Consider the following 19575-nt stretch of genomic DNA (forward strand, 5'->3'; position numbering starts at 1 on the left):
CCTCGCCACGGGCTCGTTCACCCGTTCGACGTACAGCGTCCGTCATGTCGTGGTCCAACCCTCGGTTTGCGTTCACCGGGCGTTCACCGAGCCACCCGGATCCGTCCACCTGGGCTGCTTAGCGTGCTCTCACGTTCGAACCGCACTGCCCGGCTACGACGCCCGGGCAACCTCCAGTCGAAAGGCACTGAGTTGAAGCTCAGCACGACGACGCGCGCCACGGCGCTGTCCGCAGCGCTCGCCGCCACCCTCGCCCTCGCCGCCTGTGGCGCCTCGAACGAGGGCGGTGGCACCGACGGCGGCACTGCCAGCGAGCAGCTCAGCGGCACCCTGGTCGGCGCCGGCGCCAGCAGCCAGGAAGCTGCCATGCAGGGCTGGCGGGCCGGCTACAACAGCGTGCAGCCCGACGTCACGGTCAACTACGACCCGATCGGCTCCGGCGGTGGCCGCGAGCAGTTCCTGAACGGCGGCACCGACTTCGCCGGGTCCGACGCCGCGCTCGACGAGGAGGAGCTCGCGCTCGCCGAGGAGCGCTGCGGGGCCTCCGGCATCTTCGAGATGCCGAACTACATCTCGCCGATCGCGGTCGTCTACAACCTCGAGGGCGTCGACGAGCTGAACCTCTCGCCCGAGGTCCTGGCCGGGATCTTCAACCAGCAGATCACCACCTGGAACGACCCGGCGATCGCGGCCGACAACCCCGACGCCGAGCTCCCGGACACGGCCATCACCCCGGTGAACCGCTCCGACGAGTCGGGCACCACCGAGAACTTCACCGAGTACCTGGTCGCCGCCGCCGGCGACGCGTGGCCGCACGAGGCCAGCGGTGACTGGCCGGTCTCCGGCGGGGAGGCCGCCCAGGGCACCTCCGGCGTCATCCAGGCCGTCGGCGCCGGCGACGGCACCATCGGCTACGCCGACCTGAGCCAGGCCGGCGACCTGGGTGTGGCCAGCATCGGTGTCGGCGAGGAGTTCGTCGCACCGACCGCCGAGGCCGCGGCCGCCGTGGTCGAGAACTCCGAGACGCTGGAGGGCCGGGGCGAGTACGACTTCGCCATCGAGCTGGCCCGCGACACGACCGAGTCGGGCAACTACCCGATCGTGCTGGTCAGCTACCACGTCGGCTGCATCGAGTACGACAACCAGGAGACCGCCGACCTGGTCAAGGACTTCATCGGCTACGTGATCAGCGAGGACGGCCAGCAGGCGGCGGCCGAGGCCGCCGGCAGCGCGCCGATCTCTGACACGCTGCGCGAGCAGGCGCAGACCGCGGTCGACGCCATCACGGCCGGCAGCTGATCGACCCGTTCCACAGCGCGGTGCGGCGGCCCGGAGTGTCCTCTCGGACACCCCGGGCCGCCGTGGCGCGTGACGGCACCACCTCCCACGACCGAGCGGCACGAGAACCCCGGAGCGATCGGTGACGACCACCAGCGCACCACCCACAGAGCAGCAGAAGTCCAAGCGCCGGCCCGGCGACCGCGTCTTCGCCGGTAGCGCCAGGGGCGCCGGGATCCTGATCCTGGTCATCCTGGCCGGGGTAGCCGTCTTCCTCGTCGCGGAGGCGCTCCCGGCCATCACCGCGCCCGCCGAGGAGATCCCGGGCGACGCCGGCCTGGCCTCCTACATCGGCCCGCTGATCTTCGGCACCCTGCTCTCCGCGGCGATCGCGCTGCTGGTGGCCACCCCCCTGGCGGTGGCCATCGCGCTGTTCATCACCTTCTACGCACCGCGCCGGCTGGCCGCCGGCCTGGGCTACGTCGTCGACCTGCTCGCCGCCGTGCCGAGCATCGTCTACGGCTTCTGGGGCATCGCCTGGCTCGCTCCGCGCCTGGTGCCCTTCTACCAGTGGCTGGAGGAGAACCTGGGCTTCCTCCCGTTCTTCGCCGGCCCCGCCTCGGTCACCGGCCGCACCATGCTGACCATCGGGCTGGTGCTGGGCGTGATGATCCTGCCGATCATCAGCGCCATCTCCCGCGAGGTGTTCAGCCAGGTGCCGACGCTGCACACCGAGGCCGCTCTCGCCCTCGGCGCCACCCGCTGGGAGATGATCAAGATGGCGGTCATGCCCTACGGCAAGTCCGGGATCATCGGCGGGGCGATGCTCGGCCTCGGCCGTGCGCTCGGTGAGACCATGGCCGTGGCGATCATCCTGTCCGGCTCGGCCGCCGGGATCACCTGGGCGCTCATCTCCGCCGCCAACCCGCAGACCATCGCGGCGAACATCGCGCTGGAGTTCCCCGAGTCCACCGGCATCGCGGTGAACACGCTGATCGCCAGCGGGCTGGCGCTGTTCGTGATCACCCTCCTGGTCAACATGCTCGCCCGCTGGGTCGTCAACCGCCGGGCCGACTTCTCCGGAGCCAACTGATGAGCACCTCGACCCAGCAGCCGAGCACCGGATCGGACACCGCAGCCCCGCCCCGGGCGTCCTTGGGCGGCCACGAGAAGCAGTCGCCGTGGGTGCCCTGGGCGATCTTCGGCGCCGCCGCCGTCCTCGCCCTGGCGATCGGGCTGCTGACCAGCTGGAACATCGTGCTGTTCGTCATCTACACCGTCGTGCTGGGCACGCTGGGCGTGTACCTGTTCTCCCGGGCCACCGAGGGCCGGCGCAAGGCGACCGACCGGCTGGTCACCTGTCTGGTGGTCTGCGCGTTCGGCATCGCCCTGGTGCCGCTCCTCTCACTGGTCTACGAGGTCATCCGACGCGGCGCCGAGCGGTTCGACCTGGAGTTCCTCACCGCGTCGCTGCAGGGCGTCATCGGCGAGGGCGGCGGCGCCTACCACGCCCTCATGGGCACCCTGATCATCACGGCGCTGGCCACGCTGATCTCGGTGCCGATCGGCCTGATGACCGCGATCTACCTGGTCGAGTACGGCACGGGCCGGCTCAAGCGGTCGATCACCTTCTTCGTCGACGTCATGACCGGCATCCCCTCGATCGTCGCCGGCCTGTTCGCCTACGCCCTCTTCGTGCTGGTCTTCGGGCCGGGGATCCGGCTCGGCATCATGGGCGCCGTCGCGCTCTCGGTGCTGATGATCCCGGTGGTCGTGCGCTCCTGCGAGGAGGTGCTCAAGCTGGTCCCCAACGAGCTGCGCGAGGCCGCCTACGCCCTCGGGGTGCCCAAGTGGCGCACCATCGTGAAGGTGGTCATCCCCACCGCGATCGCCGGGCTCGGCACGGGCATCACCCTGGCCATCGCCCGGGTGGCCGGCGAGACCGCGCCGCTGCTCATCACCGTGGGCATCACCAACGCCATGAACTTCAACCCGTTCGACGGGCGCATGGCCACGCTGCCGGTGTACGCCTACTACCAGCTCACCCAGCCGGGCGTGCCGCCGGAGAACGCGATCGCCCGGGCCTGGACGGCAGCCCTTCTGCTCATCATCCTGGTCATGGGCCTCAACGTCGTCGCTCGCCTGATCAGCCGCTTCTTCGCACCCAAGACCGGTCGCTGACCGACCCGATCCGGAGGATCTCCCTGTGGCCAAGCGCATCGACGTCTCCGACCTCGACATCTACTACGGCAACTTCAAGGCCGTCGAGGGCGTCAACCTCTCCATCGAGCCGCGCAGCATCACCGCGCTGATCGGCCCCTCCGGCTGCGGCAAGTCGACCTTCCTGCGGTCGCTCAACCGCATGCACGAGGTGATCCCCGGCGCCCGCGTCGAGGGCAAGGTGGTCATCGAGGGGCAGGACCTGTACGGCGGTGACGTCGACCCGGTCGACGTCCGGCGCCAGATCGGCATGGTCTTCCAGCGGCCCAACCCCTTTCCGACCATGTCCATCTACGACAACGTCGTGGCGGGCGTGCGGCTGAACAGCAAGAAGCTGAAGAAGTCCGACATGGACGACCTCGTCGAGCGCTCGCTGAAGGGCGCCAACCTCTGGGCCGAGGTGTCGGATCGGCTGGACCGGCCGGGCTCGGGCCTGTCCGGTGGCCAGCAGCAGCGGCTCTGCATCGCCCGCGCGATCGCCATCGAGCCGGAGGTGCTGCTGATGGACGAGCCGTGCTCGGCGCTGGACCCGATCTCCACCCTGGCCGTCGAGGACCTGATGATGGAGCTGAAGGAGCGCTTCACCATCGTCATCGTCACGCACAACATGCAGCAGGCCGCGCGGGTCAGCGAGACCACCGGCTTCTTCAACCTCAACGGCGTCGGCCAGCCGGGCCGTCTCATCGAGTACAACCCCACCGAGAAGATCTTCAGCAACCCCGACCAGAAGGCGACCGAGGACTACATCTCCGGCCGCTTCGGGTGATCCCGGCCTGATCTCCGTCGCCGCCCCCGGCGCAGCGCCCACTGGGTGCCGCGCCGGGGGCGGTGTCGTGTCCGGGGGTCCGTCGACCCGTCGACCACGCCGTCGTGCGCTGATCGTCGGTTGCCCGGGCCGGAACCGACGACGGGCGCACAACGGGTGGGGGCGGGGTCAGCCGCAGTCGGCGGTGCCCTCCGGTGCCGGCGCCGGGGCTGCCGACGCCGGCACCGGGGTGCCCAGCGCGACCGGCACGACGCCGGTGAAGTCCGGGCCGACCACCAGCTGCACCGCGCCACCCACCTGCTCGGTCTCCACCAGCACGGCCCCGGGGACGGCGGCGGCCACCGTGCGGGCCGGCTCCAGGGACGCGGCCCCGTACCGGACGACGGTCCGGTCGACCGCGGCCGGCTCGACGGCCCGGGCACCGACCCGGAAGCCCTGCGCGGCCAGCCCGTCGGCAGCCTCCGCCGTCCGCTGACCACCGGTGGCGTCCAGCACGTCGACGGTGACCCCGGCCGGCTCGACGGTGACGGTCGTCCCCTCGGGAACCGGGTCGGACTCCACCGGCGCCGGCAGGGCGTCCGCCGGCGCAGCGCCGACCGCACCGTCCTCGGCCGCACCGTCCCCGGCCGGGACCTCCTCGACCGCCGGCAGCCGGCCGGTGTCGATGACGGCGTCGAACAGCTGCCGGGTGGCGGCAGCGTCGACCACGACCGCCGCCTGGTCACTGCCCGCGGGCACGTACCCGATCCGGCTCACCGGCAGGGCGGCGCGCTCGACCACGTCGCCGCCCCGCTCGGCGAAGGTGGCCCCGAAGGAGCGCACGTCGCCGAGCGTGGTGTCCCCGTCGACGGTCAGCGCGTCCGAGGCGCGGGTGAGGAACCGGGTGAGGGTCATCGGGTCGCCGAGGGTGCTGCCGGCCACGGCGGTGCCCAGGGTGGCGGCGAGCAGGCGCTCCTGCCGCTGGGCCGCCGCATCCCCGGTGACGTCGTGGCCGTCGCCCCCCGGGCTGAGGTAACCGGTGGCCTGCCCGCCGGTCAGCTCGTGCTCCCCGGCGGGGAGGGCGAGCGCGGCGTCGGTGGTCGGCGCGGGCAGGCACACCGCCACCTCGTCCAGCGCGTCGACCAGTTCCGGCAGCCGGGCCGCGTCCAGCTGGAGGTAGTGGTCGATGCGCAAGCCGGACACCTGCTGCACCGCCCGCACCAGGCAGGCCGGCCCGCCGTCGAGCAGCGCTGCCGCGAAGGACTCGGTGACCGCCTCCCGCACCTCGCCGTCGGCGTCCCGGCAGGTGGGTGTGTCGGTGAGCGCGGTGGGCGGCACGGAGACCAGCACCGCCGAGCGGCCGTCGCCGCTGACGTGCGCGACCAGCGTGCTCACCGCGGAAGGACCGGTCCGGCCGGGCAGGTCGGTGCCGACGACGAGGTAGGTGCGCGAGGTCTCCTGCAGCTGCGGGGCGAGCACCTCCGGCCCGTCGGTCACCAGCGCGTCGACGCGGTCCATGCTGACGTCGGCGTAGAAGTACAGCCCCACGTAGAAGGTGAGCACGGTGGCGAGCAGGGCCGCGACCGCGACGCCGGCGCGCACCAGGCGACGGCGCCCCGGGCCGGCGGGTGCCCGGCGGCGGGTCGGTGCAGCGGGCTCGGCCGCCTCCCGGTCGACGGGGGCGTCCCGGCCGGGGATCGGCGGGACGGGCAGGCTGCGCCGTACCCCGGGGACCGGGACGGAGGGTTGGGCGGGCAGCGGTGGCCGGGCCGGCACCGCGCGCTCGGGAGGCGCCGTCGACCGGGACGCCGGCGGCCCCGGCGGACCGACCGGCACGACCAGCTCGGGCTCCTGCTCAGCGGGCCGTACGGGGGCGGCGGACTGCGGCGGGGGAGGCGGCGGCGGGGCAGGCCGCGGCGGCACGGACTGCGGCGGGGCGGGCCGCGGTGGTGCGGTCTCCGGCGGCGCGGGCGGCGGCGGAGCGGTGGGCCGCGAGGCGCCGGCCGGACGGGCGTCGGCAGGCCGCGGTGTCGCGGGGCTCGCCGGGACCGGTCGCGGCGGTGCGGTCGGGACGGACCGCGCTGCGGGCGGCGGTACCGGCTGGGCACCGGTCTCCGGCGTGCCGGGGCGCCGGACGTGCGGGGTCGGCCGGGACGGCGGGGCCGGCGGGTGTGACCCGGGGGCGGCCGGCTGGAACCAGGTGGCCGGCCGGGGGTCGCCGGTGCTCGCGGGCTCGGCCGGCAGCGCGGGCTGCCAACCGGTCGGCAGCACCGGCGACGAGGACTGGGCCGGGCGGGGCGGGTCCGGCGTCCGGGACGGCGTCGCGCCGTCAGCGCCCGCGTCACCGACGGCGGGCGTCGAGCCGGTGGCCTCGGCCGCCTCCCGCCGATCCGCCCTCCGCCGGCGCACCCCGGCCCCGTTGCGGGCCAGCAGCTCCTCGACGGTGAGCGGTGCCGCCGGGCCGGCCGTGCCGCGGGGGCCGGGGGACGACGGCCGGGACGGTGACCGGTCACCGTCGGGGCCGCGTCGCCTGGGGTCGTCCGCCACCGGTCTGGGCACTCCATGGTCGTGGTCCTGCGGCACCGCGTCCGGGCCGCCTGCTCGCTCCCGCGCCGGCCGGTGACCGGTCGAGCACGGACCGTTCCACGATACGGGTGACCGGCGCGATCACGGCCGGACGCGCGGGTGATCCGCAGCCCAGTCGGCCCGCCGGGGCGGCGCCGAGGCCGTCCTTCGACCGGCGAGGTGCCGGGACGCTCAGTAGCGTCGCACGGGTGAGGACGCCGTGAAGCTGCCCATCCCCGGGCCGTCGGACCTGCTGGGCGCGGTCGACGGGCTGCGCGAGGGCATCAGTCAGGGGCTCGCACTGCTGCCGCGGGTGATCGGCGCGGTCGGGCAGGCCGAGCAGCTGCTCATCCGGGCCAACGGCCTGCTCGACCGCGCCGAGCAGGCCGTCCAGCGTGCCGAGGTGGCGATGGCGAACATCGATGCCACCCGGTCGCACGCCGACGCGGCGATCGCCGGCATGGAGGCGACCCGGCGGAGTGCCGATGCCGCGATCGCCGGCATGGACGGCACCCGCCAGGTCGCGGATGCCGCGATCGCCGCGGTGGACGACACCCGGCAGAACGCAGATGTCGCGATCGCCGCCGTCGCCACCACCCAGCAACGCGCCGACGACGCCATCGCCGCCGTCGCCACCACCCAGCAACGCGCCGACGACGCCATCACCGCCGTCGCCACCACCCAGCAACGCGCCGACGACGCGGTCGCGGCCGCCGGGCGCACCACCGAGCTGGCCGGCCAGCTGGTGACCGCGGCCGGCGGCACCACCGCGGACGCCGACGGCCTGCTGCGGCGGGCCGAGGCGCTGCTGACGGCCTTCGCCCCGCTGCTGGACGCCTACCGGCCGGCGCTGCAGGACATGGCCCCCGTCGTCACCCGGCTCGCCGAGGAGCTGGACGAGTCGGAGGTGCAGGCGCTGGTCCACCTGGTCGACCGTCTCCCCGCGCTGGTGACGCACCTGGACGAGGACGTGCTCCCGGTGCTGGTCACCCTCGGCGACGTGGCCCCTGACGTGCACCAGCTGCTGGACACCGTCCTGGACATGCGCCAGGTGGTGAAGGGCTTCCCGGGGTCGAAGATCTTCCGCCGGCGTGGGGCCGAGGAGATCGCCGAGGAGGAGGCCGCCGGGTCCGAGGACGACTGAGACGGACCGGGCCGGCACCGTCCCGCGAGGGGGCGGTGCCGGCCCGGGCCAGCCGTGCGGAGCGGCTCAGGTCTCGGTGGGGTACCCCAGCGCCCGGACCACGTCGCCGATCCGCTCGTAGACCTCGCCGGCCGGCAGCTTGGTCAGCTCGTCGGCGACGGCGTCCGGCGCCCGGTGGTCGCGGGCAGCCTCCACCAGGTCCCCGCCGGTCGCCGGGAAGTCGGCGCGGTCCAGCCAGCGCGCCAGCTCGGCCCGGGCGACGACCGCGTCGGAGGTCATCCCCTGCGGCACTCCCCCGGTCAGCGTGCCGGCCGGGTCGGCGTCGATGTCGGGCTGGTCCTCCCCGACCGGCTCGACGTCTCGCCACTCCTCCGAGCGGGTCGCCCGCTCGGCCTTCATCATCCCCTGCACCTCGTGCTCGAGCTCCTCGTCCAGGCGCGGGTTGTGCTTGGTGCTCCGGCTCGAAGCGGCGTCGAAGCCTGCGGTCTCGCTCACGTCTCCTCCTCCTCGCACGGCCCGTGGGCCGCGACTGTCAGTCCTTCTCGAGTGCGCCGGGCTTGTGGACGGCGGTCCCGCCGCTCTTCTCGCTCTGCACCTCGTACTGCGGGTCGGCCTCGCTGGCCCGCACCGTCCGGCCGGCGGCCTTCGTGTCCGAGGTGATCTCGCGCTCGACCGTGCCCTCTGCCTCACCGCCGTGGCTCTTCCACCTCACGTGGTCGCCCTTGCTGAACTCCCCGGCCATCCCGGCCTCCTCTGCGCGGTGGGTCCTCCGGCTCGGCACCCGTCGTGCGGGGGTGCCTGCCCGGGCCGGCGGCGCCGCACACATCGGCAGCACACCCGCGTCCGCGGCGCAGTGCGGGGCCACCCCGGGACTCACCCCATCGAGGGAGGTCACCCGACCAGGGAGTGCTGCGCGGAAGATCGTCACGTAGCGTGCTCGTTCGACGGGGTGCCCGGAGCGTCTGCCCTGACCAGCGCGATGCACTGGTCACCGTGCGTGAGCACCTCGTCCGTGATCGCCGGCCCGGCTGGTCCCTTTCCCCCGGGGCCGGTCGGGTCGGCCCGCCTAGGCTGGCCGACCGTGAGCGCCCCCGCCGACCCGCACCCCGCCAGCAGCGCACCGGACGCCCGCCCGGTCGACGTCCTCACCGTCACCACCGTGCGCGACGTGACACCTGCCGTCCGGCGGGTCACGCTGACGGCGCCCGCGCCGGTCGTCGCCGCGGCCGGACCCACGCTCTCCCTGCTGGTGCCCCGCGTGGACGACCCCGCTCCGCACTGGCCGCAGGTGGCCCGGGACGGGCGGATCGTCTGGCCCCAGGGCAGCCACGGGGTGAGCCTGCGCAGCTACACCTCGCGCCGGCAGGACCCGGCCGCCGGCGAGGTCGACGTCGACTTCGTGCTCCACGGCGACGGACCGGCCGCCTCCTGGGCCGCCGCCGCCACCCCCGGTGCACTGCTCGGGGTGGCCAGCGCCGCACCGCTGGGCTCCGCGCCCGCCGGGTGGCTGCTGCTGGCCGGCGACGAGACGGCGATCCCGGCGATCAGCCGGGTGCTGGCCGACTCCGCTCCGGACACGAGCGGGGTCGCCCTGCTCGAGGTGGCCGGGCCGGAGGAGGAGCAGGAGCTGCCCGCCCCCGCCGGGGTGGAGGTCCGCTGGCTGCACCGCGGCGGCACGGAACCGGGGCTCAGCACACTGCTGGCCGACGCCGTCGCGGCCGTCCCCCGCCCCGACGGGGACGACGTCTTCGCCTGGGTGGCGGCCGAGTCCGCGGCTGTCCGGGCGATCCGGGCCGATCTGCGGGGCCGCTGGGGGCTGCGCCGCGGGCAGCACCACGCGATCGGCTACTGGCGCCGTGGCCGCGCCATGTCACCCACCTCGTGAGCCGACACTCCCAGCGTCCTCACAGGTACCGTCCAGGGCGGACGCAGCCGCACGTACGAGGCTGACGCCATGACCTCGGCCGGACCGGTTCCATCGGGAGGGACAGTGCCCGCCAGCAGCTCGACCGCCACCGCGCCGGAGGCCCGGCTGCTCGTGGTCGACGACGAGCCGAACATCCGCGAGCTGCTGTCGGCCAGCCTGCGCTTCGCCGGGTTCGAGGTGGCCACCGCCGCCGACGGTCAGCAGGCACTGGCGATGGCCGAGGAGTTCCGCCCCGACCTGCTGGTGCTCGACGTGATGATGCCCGGGCTCGACGGCTTCGGCGTCGTCCGGCGGATGCGGCAGAACGGCACGCACACCCCGGTGCTCTTCCTGACCGCCCGCGACGCCGGCGAGGACAAGGTCACCGGCCTCACCCTCGGCGCCGACGACTACGTGACCAAGCCGTTCAGCCTCGACGAGGTGCTCGCCCGGATCCGGGCGGTCCTGCGCCGCGCGCAGGGCGCCCAGCGGGTCGCGGAGTCGCCCAAGCTGACCTTCGCCGACATCGAGCTCGACGAGGAGTCGCACGAGGTCATCAAGGACGGGAAGCTGGTCAGCCTCTCCCCGACGGAGTTCAAGCTGCTGCGCTACCTGATGACCAACGCCGGCCGGGTGCTGTCGAAGGCACAGATCCTCGACCACGTGTGGAACTACGACTTCAACGGCGAGGCCAACGTCGTGGAGTCCTACATCTCCTACCTGCGCCGGAAGATCGACACCACCGAGCCCCGGCTGCTGCACACCCTGCGCGGCGTGGGCTACTCGCTGCGACTGCCCCGCGGCGCCTGAACGCGTGACGAGCACCCCGACCGAGGGGGCGTCGGGGGGCCCGAGCTCCGCCGGCACGCTCACCTCCGGGCCGGACGACGACACGGCCGACGCGGCGGCGTCGGCGACCCCGGCCGCGCCGCCGGAGCGGGCGCCGCGGATCCCGCTGCGGGTCACCATGGTCGCGCTGCTGGTGGTGCTGGTCGCCGCCGCGCTGACCGCGACCGGCTTCGCCGCCACCTCCCTGCTCCGCGAGTACCTGATCGACCAGCAGGACGACGAGCTGCGGGCCGGCATCGCCGACCTGGCCTCCCGCAACCCCGGGTACCTCGAGCAGGCCTGCAGCCAGCCCCGGCTGGCGTTCGTCGGCAGCTACGTGGCCTGCGCCGGGTCCGACGGGCAGCTCCGGGAGTTCACCACGGAGCGGGCCGTGGAGACCCTGCCGGACCTCCGCGGCCTGACCGCCACCACCAGCGCGGAGTACGGCACCGACCCGTTCACCGTGCCCTCGACCGACCACAGCACCTCCTGGCGGGTCATGGTCGCCCCGATCACCCCGGAGCTGGCGGTCGTCGTCGGCGCCGACCTGGCCGACGACCGCGACGTCCTGCGCCGGCTGGTCGTCATCGAGTTCGTCGTCGGGCTGACGGTGCTCGTCGTCCTCGGTGTCACCGGGTACCTGCTGGTGCGCAACAGCCTGCGCCCGCTCGAGGAGGTGGAGGACACCGCCCGCGCCATCGCCGGTGGTGACCTGTCCCGCCGGGTACCCGCCGGCGACGACCGCACCGAGGTCGGCCGGCTCTCGACCGCGCTCAACGGCATGCTGGGGCGGATCGAGAGCTCCTTCCGCGCCCAGCAGTCCTCCGAGGAGCAGGCCCGGGCATCCGAGGCGCGGATGCGCCGGTTCGTCGCCGACGCCAGCCACGAGCTCCGCACCCCGCTGACCTCGATCCGCGGCTTCGCGGAGCTGCACCGCCAGGGCGCGGTCCGCGGCCCGGAGGACACCGGACGGCTGATGCAGCGCATCGAGTCCGAGGCGACCCGGATGGGCTCGCTGGTCGAGGACCTGCTGCAGCTGGCCCGGCTGGACCAGCAGCGCCCGCTGTCCCTGGGCCCGGTCGACCTGGCCCAGGTGGCCGGCGACGCGGTCCACGACGCCCGCGCCGTCCAGCCGGAGCGCTCGGTGAGCCTGCACCTGGACGACTCGCTGACCGACGCCCCGGTGGTGCGCGGTGACGAGGCCCGGCTGCGGCAGGTGGTGGGCAACCTGGTCACCAACGCCCTGACCCACACGCCGGTCGACGCCCGGGTCACCGTGCGGGTCGCCGAGGACGCCGAGGACCCGGACTCCGTCGTGCTGGCCGTCTCCGACGACGGCCCCGGTCTGGCCCGGGCCGACGCCGACCGGGTGTTCGAGCGCTTCTACCGGGCCGATGCCTCCCGCACCCGGGCCGCCGGGGGCACCGGGCTGGGGCTGTCCATCGTCGCCTCGCTGGTGGCCGCCCACGGCGGCCACGTGGACCTGACCACCGCCCCCGGCGAGGGGGCCACCTTCGCCGTCCGGCTGCCCCGCTCGGGCCCGCAGGAGGCGGCGTCCGAGGACCCGGGCGGCCCCGCGGAGGAGCCGGGGGCCTGACCGCCCGGGCCATGCCGGACACTGGTCCCGGGAATCCTCATCACTCCGATGGGGTTGCCCCACAAGTGACGCCGTTCCCTGACGGCGCACGTGCCCCTGCCTGCCGTCCCCGGGAGCTCGACAGCGTGACGCCGCTCGACTCACTGACCGACCACCGGCTCACCCAGCTGCAGACGCTGGAGGCCGAGTCCATCCACGTCATGCGTGAGGTGGCCGCGGAGTCCGAGCGCCCGGTGCTGCTCTTCTCCGGCGGCAAGGACTCCATCGTCATGCTGGAGCTCGCCCGCAAGGCGTTCGCCCCGGCGCGCATCCCCTTCCCGGTGATGCACGTCGACACCGGGCTGAACTTCCCCGAGGTGCTGGAGTTCCGCGACAAGCGGGTCGCCGAGCTGGGCGTGGAGCTCGTGGTCGCCTCGGTGCCCGACGCGATCGCCGCCGGCACGGTGCGCGAGGAGCCCAACGGCTCGCGCAACCGGATCCAGACCCCGGTGCTGCTGGACGCCGTGGAGCAGCACGGCTTCACCGCGCTGTTCGGCGGTGCCCGCCGCGACGAGGACAAGGCCCGGGCCAAGGAGCGGATGTTCTCCTTCCGCGACGAGTTCGGCCAGTGGGACCCGAAGAACCAGCGCCCCGAGCTGTGGGACCTCTACAACGGCCGCATCCACCTCGGCGAGTCGATCCGGGTGTTCCCGCTGTCCAACTGGACCGAGCTGGACATCTGGGGCTACATCGCCCAGGAGGAGATCGCCATCCCGCCGCTGTACCTGGCGCGTGAGCGGGACGTCGTCGACCGGCAGGGGATGCTCTACGCGGTCAACGAGTTCATCACCCCGCGCGAGGGTGAGCAGGTGCTGCGCGAGAGCGTCCGCTACCGGACCGTCGGCGACGCGAACCTGACCGCTGCGGTCCGCTCGACCGCCACCTCGGTCGAGGAGGTCATCGCCGAGATCGCGGTGACCCGGCTGACCGAGCGCGGCGCCACCCGCGGGGACGACAAGGTCAGCGACGCCGCCATGGAGGACCGCAAGAAGGAGGGGTACTTCTGATGAGCGCTCTCTCCCAGGCGGCCGCCGAGCTGGCCACCGCCCGCAGGGACATCCTGCGGATCGCCACCGCCGGCTCGGTCGACGACGGCAAGAGCACCCTGATCGGGCGCCTGCTGTTCGACAGCAAGGCGGTGTTCGAGGACCAGTACGCGGCGATCGAGCGGGCCAGCCGCGGCGACTACGTGGACCTGGCGCTGCTCACCGACGGGCTGCGGGCCGAGCGCGAGCAGGGCATCACCATCGACGTCGCCTACCGGTACTTCTCCACCCCGCGGCGCACCTTCATCCTCGCCGACACCCCCGGGCACGTGCAGTACACCCGGAACATGGTCACCGGCGCCTCGACCGCGGACCTGGCGATCGTGCTGGTCGACGCCCGCAAGGGCATGGTCGAGCAGAGCCGCCGGCACGCGTTCCTCGCCTCCCTGCTGCGGGTTCCGCACCTGGTGGTCGCGGTGAACAAGATGGACCTCGTCGACTGGTCCGAGGCCGTCTACGAGGGCATCCGCGAGGAGTTCACCGCCTTCGCCACCAAGCTCGACGTCCCCGACGTGACCGTCGTCCCGATCTCGGCGCTGCAGGGCGACAACGTGGTCACCCGCTCGGCGAACATGCCCTGGTACGAGGGCACCTCGCTGCTGCACCACCTCGAGCACGTGCACGTCGCCAGCGACCGGAACCTCGTCGACACCCGGTTCCCGGTGCAGTACGTCATCCGCCCGCAGTCCGACGCGTTCCACGACTACCGGGGCTACGCCGGCCGGGTCGCCGGCGGGGTGCTGCGCCCCGGCGACGAGGTGCAGGTGCTGCCCAGCGGGCTGACCACCACGATCGCCGGCATCGACGGCCCCGACGGCCCGGTCGACGCGGCCTTCCCACCCATGTCGGTCACCGTCCGGCTCGCCGACGACCTCGACGTCTCCCGCGGCGACCTCATCTGCCGGCCGCACAACGCCCCGCAGGTCACGCAGGACCTCGACGCGATGGTCTGCTGGATGTCCGACCAGCCGCTGCAGGCCCGGCAGCGGCTGACCGTCAAGCACACCACCCGCTCGGTGCGCGCGATGGTCAAGGACGTGCAGTACCGGCTGGACGTGAACTCGCTGCACCGCGACCCGGAGGCGGCCAGTCTCGGGCTCAACGACATCGGCCGGGTCACGCTGCGCAGCACTCAGCCGCTGTTCGTCGACGACTACCACCGCAATCGGGCGACCGGTCGGTTCATCCTCATCGACGAGGCCACCAACGCCACCGTCGGCGCCGGGATGCTCAGCCCCGCCCGCTGACGAAGGGCAGGAACGGCCATCTCCGCCCTCAGGGGACGGCCTGCTCCAGGGCTCGGCGGGTGAGCAGCCGGGCCAGGTGCCGGCGGTAGTCGGCGTCGGCGTGCATGTCCGCCGACGGCGAGAGCCCCTGGTCGGCCAGCTCGGCCGCCTCGGCGATCGACGCCCCGGCGGCCAGCGCCTCCTCGGTCGCGGTGGCCCGGACGACGGCACCGGCCATGTTCGCCAGCGCCACCCGCCCCTGCACCGCCGCGGCCGCGACGATCGGCCAGTCGTTCTCCCGGCGGGTGAACTTCTGGTACCCCCAGCCCGCTGTGCCGGTGCGCGGCACCCGCAGCTCCACCACGAGCTCGTCGGGCTCCAGCGCGGTCTCGAAGAACCCGAGCCAGAACCCGGTCACCGGGATCTCCCGCCGGCCGGCCGGCCCCTGCACCACCACCGTCCCGCCCAGTGCCAGCAGCGCCGTCGGCAGGTCCGAGGCCGGGTCGCTGTGCGCGACGGTGCCGCCGAGGGTGCCGCGGTGGCGCACCTGCGGGTCGCCGACCCGGCCGGCGACGTGCGGCAGCAGCGGGACCTCGGCGCCGGCGACCGCGGAGCGCTGCAGCTCGAAGTGCCGGGTGCCCGCCCCGATCGCCACCTCCTCCCCCTCGACCCGCACGTAGGACAGGTCGGGGATGCCGCTGATGTCGACCAGCACGGCGGGCACGGCCAGCCGCAGCTTCATCAGCGGCAGCAGCGAGTGGCCGCCGGCCAGCACCTTCGCGTCGTCGCCGTGCTCGACCAGCGCGTCCAGCGCCTCCTCGACCGACCGGGCGCGGACCAGGTCGAACGGGGCGGGGATCACGGCACCCGGCCGGCGGCGGGGCCGGCCTGCGCCGCGGTCTGCACCGCGCGCACGATGTTGTGGTAGCCGGTGCACCGGCAGAGGTTGCCCTCCAGTCCCTCGCGGACCTCCCGGTCGCTGGGGTCGGGGTTGTCGGCCAGCACGCCGATCGCGGCCAGCACCATGCCCGGGGTGCAGAAGCCGCACTGCAGGCCGTGCTCGGCCCGGAAGGCGGCCTGCACCGGGTGCAGCTCGCCGTCCGGCCCGGCCAGCCCCTCCAGGGTGGTCACCTGCGCCCCGTCGGCCTGCACGGCGAGCACGGTGCAGCTCTTCACCGTCAGGCCGTCGACGACGACGGTGCAGGCTCCGCAGGACGTCGAGTCGCAGCCGATGTTGGTGGCGGTCAGCCCGCAGGTCTCCCGCAGGTAGTGCGCGAGCAGCAGCCGCGGCTCCACCTCGTCGGTGCGCCGCTGCCCGTTGACGGTGATCGTGACCTGCATCAGTTGCCTCCCTGGCCAGCGGCCTGCCGGATCGCACGCCACACCCGCATGGGCGTGGTCGGCATGTCGACGTGCCGGACGCCGAGGTGGGCGACGGCGTCGATGACGGCGTTCTGCGTCGCCGGGGTGGAGCCGATGGTCCCGGCCTCACCGATGCCCTTGGCGCCCAGCGGGTTCACCGGGGTGGGCGTGGCCATCTCCACCAGCTCGAAGCTGGGCAGCTCGGTCGCCGAGACGAAGGGGTAGTCCGCCAGGGTCGAGGTGGTCGGGTTGCCGTCGGCGTCGTAGCGGACCTCCTCGAGCAGCGCCTGCGCGATGCCCTGGGCGAGGCCGCCGTGCCGCTGCCCGTCGGCGAGCAGCGGGTTGAGGATGGTCCCGGCGTCGTCGACGGCCACCACCCGCACCACCTCGGCCTTGCCCGACTCGACGTCGACCTCGATGACGACGACGTGCGCGCCGAACGGGAACGTGGGCGCCGCGGCGCTGAAGGTGGTGCGCACCAGCAGCTGCTCGTCGGCGGCGAGCTCGGCGAAGCTCACCCCGGTGCCGGGGGCCCCGCGGACGGCGAGCCCGGCGATGCCGAGGTCGACGACGAGGTCGGTCGGATCGACCTCCAGCCGCTCGGCCGCCCGGGCGCGGGCGACCTCGACCAGCTCCCCGGCGGCCTGGTGCACCGCGGCGCCACCCTGCTGGAGGCTGCGCGACCCCATCGTGCCGCCGCCCCTGGGCACCAGGTCGGTGTCGCCGTGCAGCACGGTGATCTTCTCGACCGGGATGCCGAGCTGGTCGCTGGCGATCATCGCCCAGGCGGTGGCGTGGCCCTGTCCGTGCGGGGAGGTGCCGGTGAGCACGGTCGCGGTGCCGTCGGGGTGCACCTCGATGCTGGCGTCCTCGGTCGGCGCGCCGGACTCCCCGCCGGCGCCGGTGATCTCCACGTACACCGACAGCCCGATGCCCAGCTGGCGGACCTCACCGGCCGCCCGGCGGCGGGCCTGCTCGGCCCGCAGCTCCGCGTAGCCGGCGGCGTCGAGGGCCTTCTCCAGCGCGGCGGCGTAGTCGCCGTTGTCGTAGGTCGCGCCCGTCGCCGTGGTGTGCGGCGTGTCGAACGGCGGGAGGAGGTTGATCCGGCGGACCTCGGCCGGGTCCATGCCGATCTCGCTCGCGAACAGGTCGACCGCCCGCTCCACCGCCGCGGTCGCCTCCGGCCGCCCGGCCCCGCGGTAGGCCCCGATCGAGGTCGTGGTCGTGGCCAGCACCCGGGCCTGGGCGTGCACCCGCGGGAAGGCGTAGACGCCCGGGGCCATCATCATCGTCAGCGTGGGCAGGACGACGCCCAGGCGCGGGTAGGCGCCGGCGTCCTGGTCGATGACGAGGCTGTACGCCTCGACGGTGCCGTCGCGGCGACCGCCGATGGTGACCACCTGGTCCTGGCCGCGGCCGTGCAGCATCCCGACCAGGTTCTCCGAGCGGGTCTCCGCCCACCGCACGGGGCGGCCGGTGAGCTTGGCCAGCTGCGCGACCAGCGCGAACTCCGGGTCGGCGCCGATCTTGGCACCGAAGCCCCCGCCGACGGCGGGGGTGATCAGGTGCACCAGCGCCGGGTCCAGGCCCAGCCAGCCGGCGATCTCCGCCTGTGCGAGCTGGGCGCCCTGGTTGGAGCACCAGAGGGTGACCCGGCCGTCCTCGCCCCAGGCGGCGGAGGCCGCCCGGGTCTCCAGCGGCACCGGCGCGACGCGCTGGTTGACGATCCGCTGCCGGACGACGACCTCGCAGCCGGCGAAGAAGTCGTCCGGGACGGGCTCGCCGAAGGAGGCGATGACGTTGGTGCCGACCTCGGGGAAGAGCACCACCTCGTCGGTGGCCGCGGCCGCCGTCCCGACGACGGCCGGCAGCGGGTCGATGTCGACGGCCACCAGCTCGGCGGCGTCCTCACCCTGGTAGCGCTCCTCGGTGAGGACGACGGCGATGACGTCACCGACGAAACGGACCACGTCCGCGGCCAGCCAGGGGCGGGTGAACGCCTCGTGGACGAAGGGGAACCCGGTCGGGATGGGCGCCAGGTCCGCCAGGTCGGCGGCGGTGACGACCGCGACGACGCCGGGGGCCTCCAGCGCGGCCGACGCGTCGACCGACAGCACGCGGCCGTGCGCCACGGTGGAGCGGACCAGGGTGGCGTGCAGGGCGCCGGTGAGCCGCTCGTCGGTGAGGTCGTCGGTGTAGACCGCCCCGCGGGTGAGGAAGAGCGGGTCCTCCGTGCGGACGACCCGGGTGCCGAGGATGCTCATGCGCCTGCCTTCGTCGACGGCGACGGGGACCGGCACACGGTGGCACATCATGTGAGCACCGCCACAGCGCACTACCGCCTGACGGGAGGGACCTGCGGCCCGGGGTGCCGACCGGCTGCGGGGCCCGGTGCGCCCGCAGCCGGTGCGCTCACTGCTGGGGTGCCTGCGAGGGGTCGCCGTCCCAGTCGCGGCCGGCGCGGTCGGCGTTCTCCGAGGCGCTGTCGGTGGAGCCGGCCACGGCCTCCACCATCTCCTCGTCGGTCAGCTCCTCGCCGGCCGGGTGCACGTTGCTGGGCTCGGTCATCTCGACTCCCGTCGTCCACTGGACTGCTGTCGAAGCGGCCCTCCCCGCTGCCCCAGGGGCGCAAACCCGGCGGTCATCCGGCGGGCGGCTCCCCGACGGCGGCCGGGACCAGCTCGAACCACACGCGCTTGCCACCCCGGTGGTCCTCCACGCCCCAGCGGTGCGCGATCGCGTCCACCAGCCGCATGCCGCGGCCGCGCTCGGCGTCGTGGTCGAGTTCGCGCACGATCGGGCGGACGGCGGACCCGTCCACGATCGCGACGCGCAGCCACGCGCCACCGAGGGTCAGCTCGAGGGTGAACGAGCCGCTCCCGGCGTGGTCGACGACGTTCGCCACCAGCTCGGTGACCAGCAGCTCGACGTCCTCCCGGTCCTGCGGGGCCTCCCAGGCGCGCAGCACGTCCCGGACCAGCCGGCGGACCAGGGGCACGCTGGTGGCGATCACGGGCAGGTCGACGCTGGCGGTGAAGGTGGACACGGGTTCTCGTCTCAGCCGTCGCGGATAGGTTGGGGACAACCGGATGGCCAACCATGACACTCGGCGGAGCGCTTCGCAACCCCCATTGCATGCAGGAGGGATTGCACGCATTGGCCATTGCACGCAACGGCCGTTCAGTCGGGTAGTGTGCAATCGAACGACGGGGCTCCGCCCTGCCGCACGAGCACCAGGAGATCACCGTGAGCGCCACCGACGTCCCGGCCGAGGACGACGCGACCCGCGCACTGTGCACGCTGATGGAGGAGCTGGAGGCGTGCACCACCCAACTGGAGCAGGCCCGCAAGCGGGCCGAGGTGCTGCTGGAGAACCGGCGGGCCGGCCACTCGTGGACCGAGATCGTCACCGACGAGGACCGGCCGCTGATCGTCGAGCAGCTCAGCAGCGTGCTGGCCACCCTGTCCACGGCCGGGGCCGACTGGCGCCGGGAGCAGGCCGCCGCGCTGCAGTCGGAGGACGTGAGCATCAACCGCATCGCGGCGATGTTCGGCGTCAGCCGGCAGCGGGTCTCTGCGCTGCTCAAGGACTCCGGGACCGCCGAGACCGACTGAGCGG

19 protein-coding genes are annotated in these 19575 nt (G+C 73.9%); 11 read left to right on the forward strand and 8 right to left on the reverse strand.

Features of this window, described 5'->3' with window-relative positions; translation table 11 throughout:
* The first annotated feature begins 192 nt into the window (after positions 1-192).
* From pstS to pstB, 4 genes are all read left to right on the forward strand, one after another.
* Entirely contained in the window at positions 193-1299 is a 1107-nt protein-coding gene (gene pstS / locus ACI795_RS02895) for a phosphate ABC transporter substrate-binding protein PstS (RefSeq protein ID WP_457073705.1), read from the forward strand.
* Positions 1300-1420: 121 nt separating this feature from the next.
* Positions 1421-2371, forward strand: a complete 951-nt coding sequence (pstC, locus tag ACI795_RS02900; RefSeq protein WP_457073706.1) for a phosphate ABC transporter permease subunit PstC — start codon at positions 1421-1423, stop codon at positions 2369-2371.
* Positions 2371-3459, forward strand: a complete 1089-nt coding sequence (gene pstA, locus ACI795_RS02905; protein WP_457073707.1) for a phosphate ABC transporter permease PstA — start codon at positions 2371-2373, stop codon at positions 3457-3459. The genes pstC and pstA overlap by 1 nt, the downstream gene beginning before the upstream one ends.
* A gap of 25 nt (positions 3460-3484) precedes the next feature.
* The gene (gene pstB / locus ACI795_RS02910) at positions 3485-4264 is read left to right on the forward strand and encodes a phosphate ABC transporter ATP-binding protein PstB (protein ID WP_457073708.1); all 780 of its coding nucleotides are present in this window, start codon (positions 3485-3487) and stop codon (positions 4262-4264) included.
* Between the two features lie 168 nt (positions 4265-4432).
* Here pstB and ACI795_RS02915 read toward each other — a convergent pair whose 3' ends face one another.
* Complete coding sequence (locus tag ACI795_RS02915; protein ID WP_457073709.1) at positions 4433-5845, reverse strand: LCP family protein; 1413 nt, start codon at positions 5843-5845, stop codon at positions 4433-4435.
* Positions 5846-7028: 1183 nt separating this feature from the next.
* On the opposite strand from ACI795_RS02915, the gene ACI795_RS02920 reads away from it, so the two are divergent.
* On the forward strand, positions 7029-7952 hold the full coding sequence (locus tag ACI795_RS02920) for a hypothetical protein (RefSeq protein ID WP_457073710.1): 924 nt from the start codon (positions 7029-7031) through the stop codon (positions 7950-7952).
* A gap of 66 nt (positions 7953-8018) precedes the next feature.
* Here the strand turns inward: ACI795_RS02920 and ACI795_RS02925 are convergent, their stop codons facing one another.
* Positions 8019-8447 (reverse strand): DUF2795 domain-containing protein, encoded by a 429-nt coding sequence (locus ACI795_RS02925; RefSeq protein ID WP_457073711.1) that lies wholly within the window; start codon positions 8445-8447, stop codon positions 8019-8021.
* Between the two features lie 37 nt (positions 8448-8484).
* Positions 8485-8694, reverse strand: a complete 210-nt coding sequence (locus ACI795_RS02930) for a DUF2945 domain-containing protein (RefSeq protein WP_457073712.1) — start codon at positions 8692-8694, stop codon at positions 8485-8487.
* Between the two features lie 339 nt (positions 8695-9033).
* Here ACI795_RS02930 and ACI795_RS02935 point away from each other — a divergent pair, with 339 nt between their 5' ends.
* The 5 genes from ACI795_RS02935 to ACI795_RS02955 all read left to right on the forward strand — a co-directional run bounded on the left by ACI795_RS02935 (position 9034) and on the right by ACI795_RS02955 (position 14615).
* A complete protein-coding gene (locus ACI795_RS02935; protein WP_457073713.1) occupies positions 9034-9837 on the forward strand; it encodes a siderophore-interacting protein in 804 nt (267 codons plus the stop codon).
* Between the two features lie 105 nt (positions 9838-9942).
* Positions 9943-10668 (forward strand): response regulator transcription factor, encoded by a 726-nt coding sequence (locus tag ACI795_RS02940; RefSeq protein WP_457073714.1) that lies wholly within the window; start codon positions 9943-9945, stop codon positions 10666-10668.
* Positions 10669-10672: 4 nt separating this feature from the next.
* Positions 10673-12283 carry a sensor histidine kinase gene (locus ACI795_RS02945; protein WP_457073715.1) on the forward strand — a complete coding sequence of 537 codons (1611 nt, stop codon included), beginning with the start codon at positions 10673-10675 and terminating at the stop codon, positions 12281-12283.
* A gap of 125 nt (positions 12284-12408) precedes the next feature.
* Entirely contained in the window at positions 12409-13329 is a 921-nt protein-coding gene (gene cysD, locus ACI795_RS02950; protein WP_457073716.1) for a sulfate adenylyltransferase subunit CysD, read from the forward strand.
* The gene (locus ACI795_RS02955) at positions 13329-14615 is read left to right on the forward strand and encodes a sulfate adenylyltransferase subunit 1 (protein ID WP_457073717.1); all 1287 of its coding nucleotides are present in this window, start codon (positions 13329-13331) and stop codon (positions 14613-14615) included. Before cysD ends, ACI795_RS02955 begins: the two co-directional genes overlap by 1 nt.
* Before the next feature lie 28 nt (positions 14616-14643).
* On the opposite strand, the gene ACI795_RS02960 is transcribed toward ACI795_RS02955, so the two are convergent.
* From ACI795_RS02960 to ACI795_RS02980, 5 genes are all read right to left on the reverse strand, one after another.
* The gene (locus ACI795_RS02960) at positions 14644-15456 is read right to left on the reverse strand and encodes an FAD binding domain-containing protein (protein ID WP_457073718.1); all 813 of its coding nucleotides are present in this window, start codon (positions 15454-15456) and stop codon (positions 14644-14646) included.
* Positions 15453-15935, reverse strand: a complete 483-nt coding sequence (locus ACI795_RS02965) for a (2Fe-2S)-binding protein (RefSeq protein WP_457073719.1) — start codon at positions 15933-15935, stop codon at positions 15453-15455. Before ACI795_RS02965 ends, ACI795_RS02960 begins: the two co-directional genes overlap by 4 nt.
* On the reverse strand, positions 15935-18220 hold the full coding sequence (locus ACI795_RS02970; protein WP_457073720.1) for a xanthine dehydrogenase family protein molybdopterin-binding subunit: 2286 nt from the start codon (positions 18218-18220) through the stop codon (positions 15935-15937). The genes ACI795_RS02965 and ACI795_RS02970 overlap by 1 nt, the downstream gene beginning before the upstream one ends.
* 148 nt (positions 18221-18368) lie before the next feature.
* Positions 18369-18524, reverse strand: coding sequence for a hypothetical protein (locus tag ACI795_RS02975; RefSeq protein WP_457073721.1), 156 nt, complete (start codon positions 18522-18524; stop codon positions 18369-18371).
* 73 nt (positions 18525-18597) lie between these two features.
* On the reverse strand, positions 18598-19002 hold the full coding sequence (locus ACI795_RS02980) for an ATP-binding protein (protein ID WP_457073722.1): 405 nt from the start codon (positions 19000-19002) through the stop codon (positions 18598-18600).
* A gap of 200 nt (positions 19003-19202) precedes the next feature.
* Here ACI795_RS02980 and ACI795_RS02985 point away from each other — a divergent pair, with 200 nt between their 5' ends.
* Positions 19203-19571 (forward strand): hypothetical protein, encoded by a 369-nt coding sequence (locus tag ACI795_RS02985; protein WP_457073723.1) that lies wholly within the window; start codon positions 19203-19205, stop codon positions 19569-19571.
* The last annotated feature ends 4 nt before the right edge of the window (positions 19572-19575 follow it).

The sequence above is a fragment of the Modestobacter sp. SYSU DS0290 genome (genome assembly GCF_054050955.1).

Coding starts and splice junctions, on each gene's coding strand:
- ACI795_RS02965 (WP_457073719.1), bottom strand. CDS start 15,935: ATGCAGGTCACGATCACCGTCAACGGGCAGCGGCGCACCGACGAGGTG.
- ACI795_RS02955 (WP_457073717.1), top strand. CDS start 13,329: ATGAGCGCTCTCTCCCAGGCGGCCGCCGAGCTGGCCACCGCCCGCAGG.
- ACI795_RS02970 (WP_457073720.1), bottom strand. CDS start 18,220: ATGAGCATCCTCGGCACCCGGGTCGTCCGCACGGAGGACCCGCTCTTC.
- pstA (WP_457073707.1), top strand. CDS start 2,371: ATGAGCACCTCGACCCAGCAGCCGAGCACCGGATCGGACACCGCAGCC.
- ACI795_RS02930 (WP_457073712.1), bottom strand. CDS start 8,694: ATGGCCGGGGAGTTCAGCAAGGGCGACCACGTGAGGTGGAAGAGCCAC.
- ACI795_RS02975 (WP_457073721.1), bottom strand. CDS start 18,524: ATGACCGAGCCCAGCAACGTGCACCCGGCCGGCGAGGAGCTGACCGAC.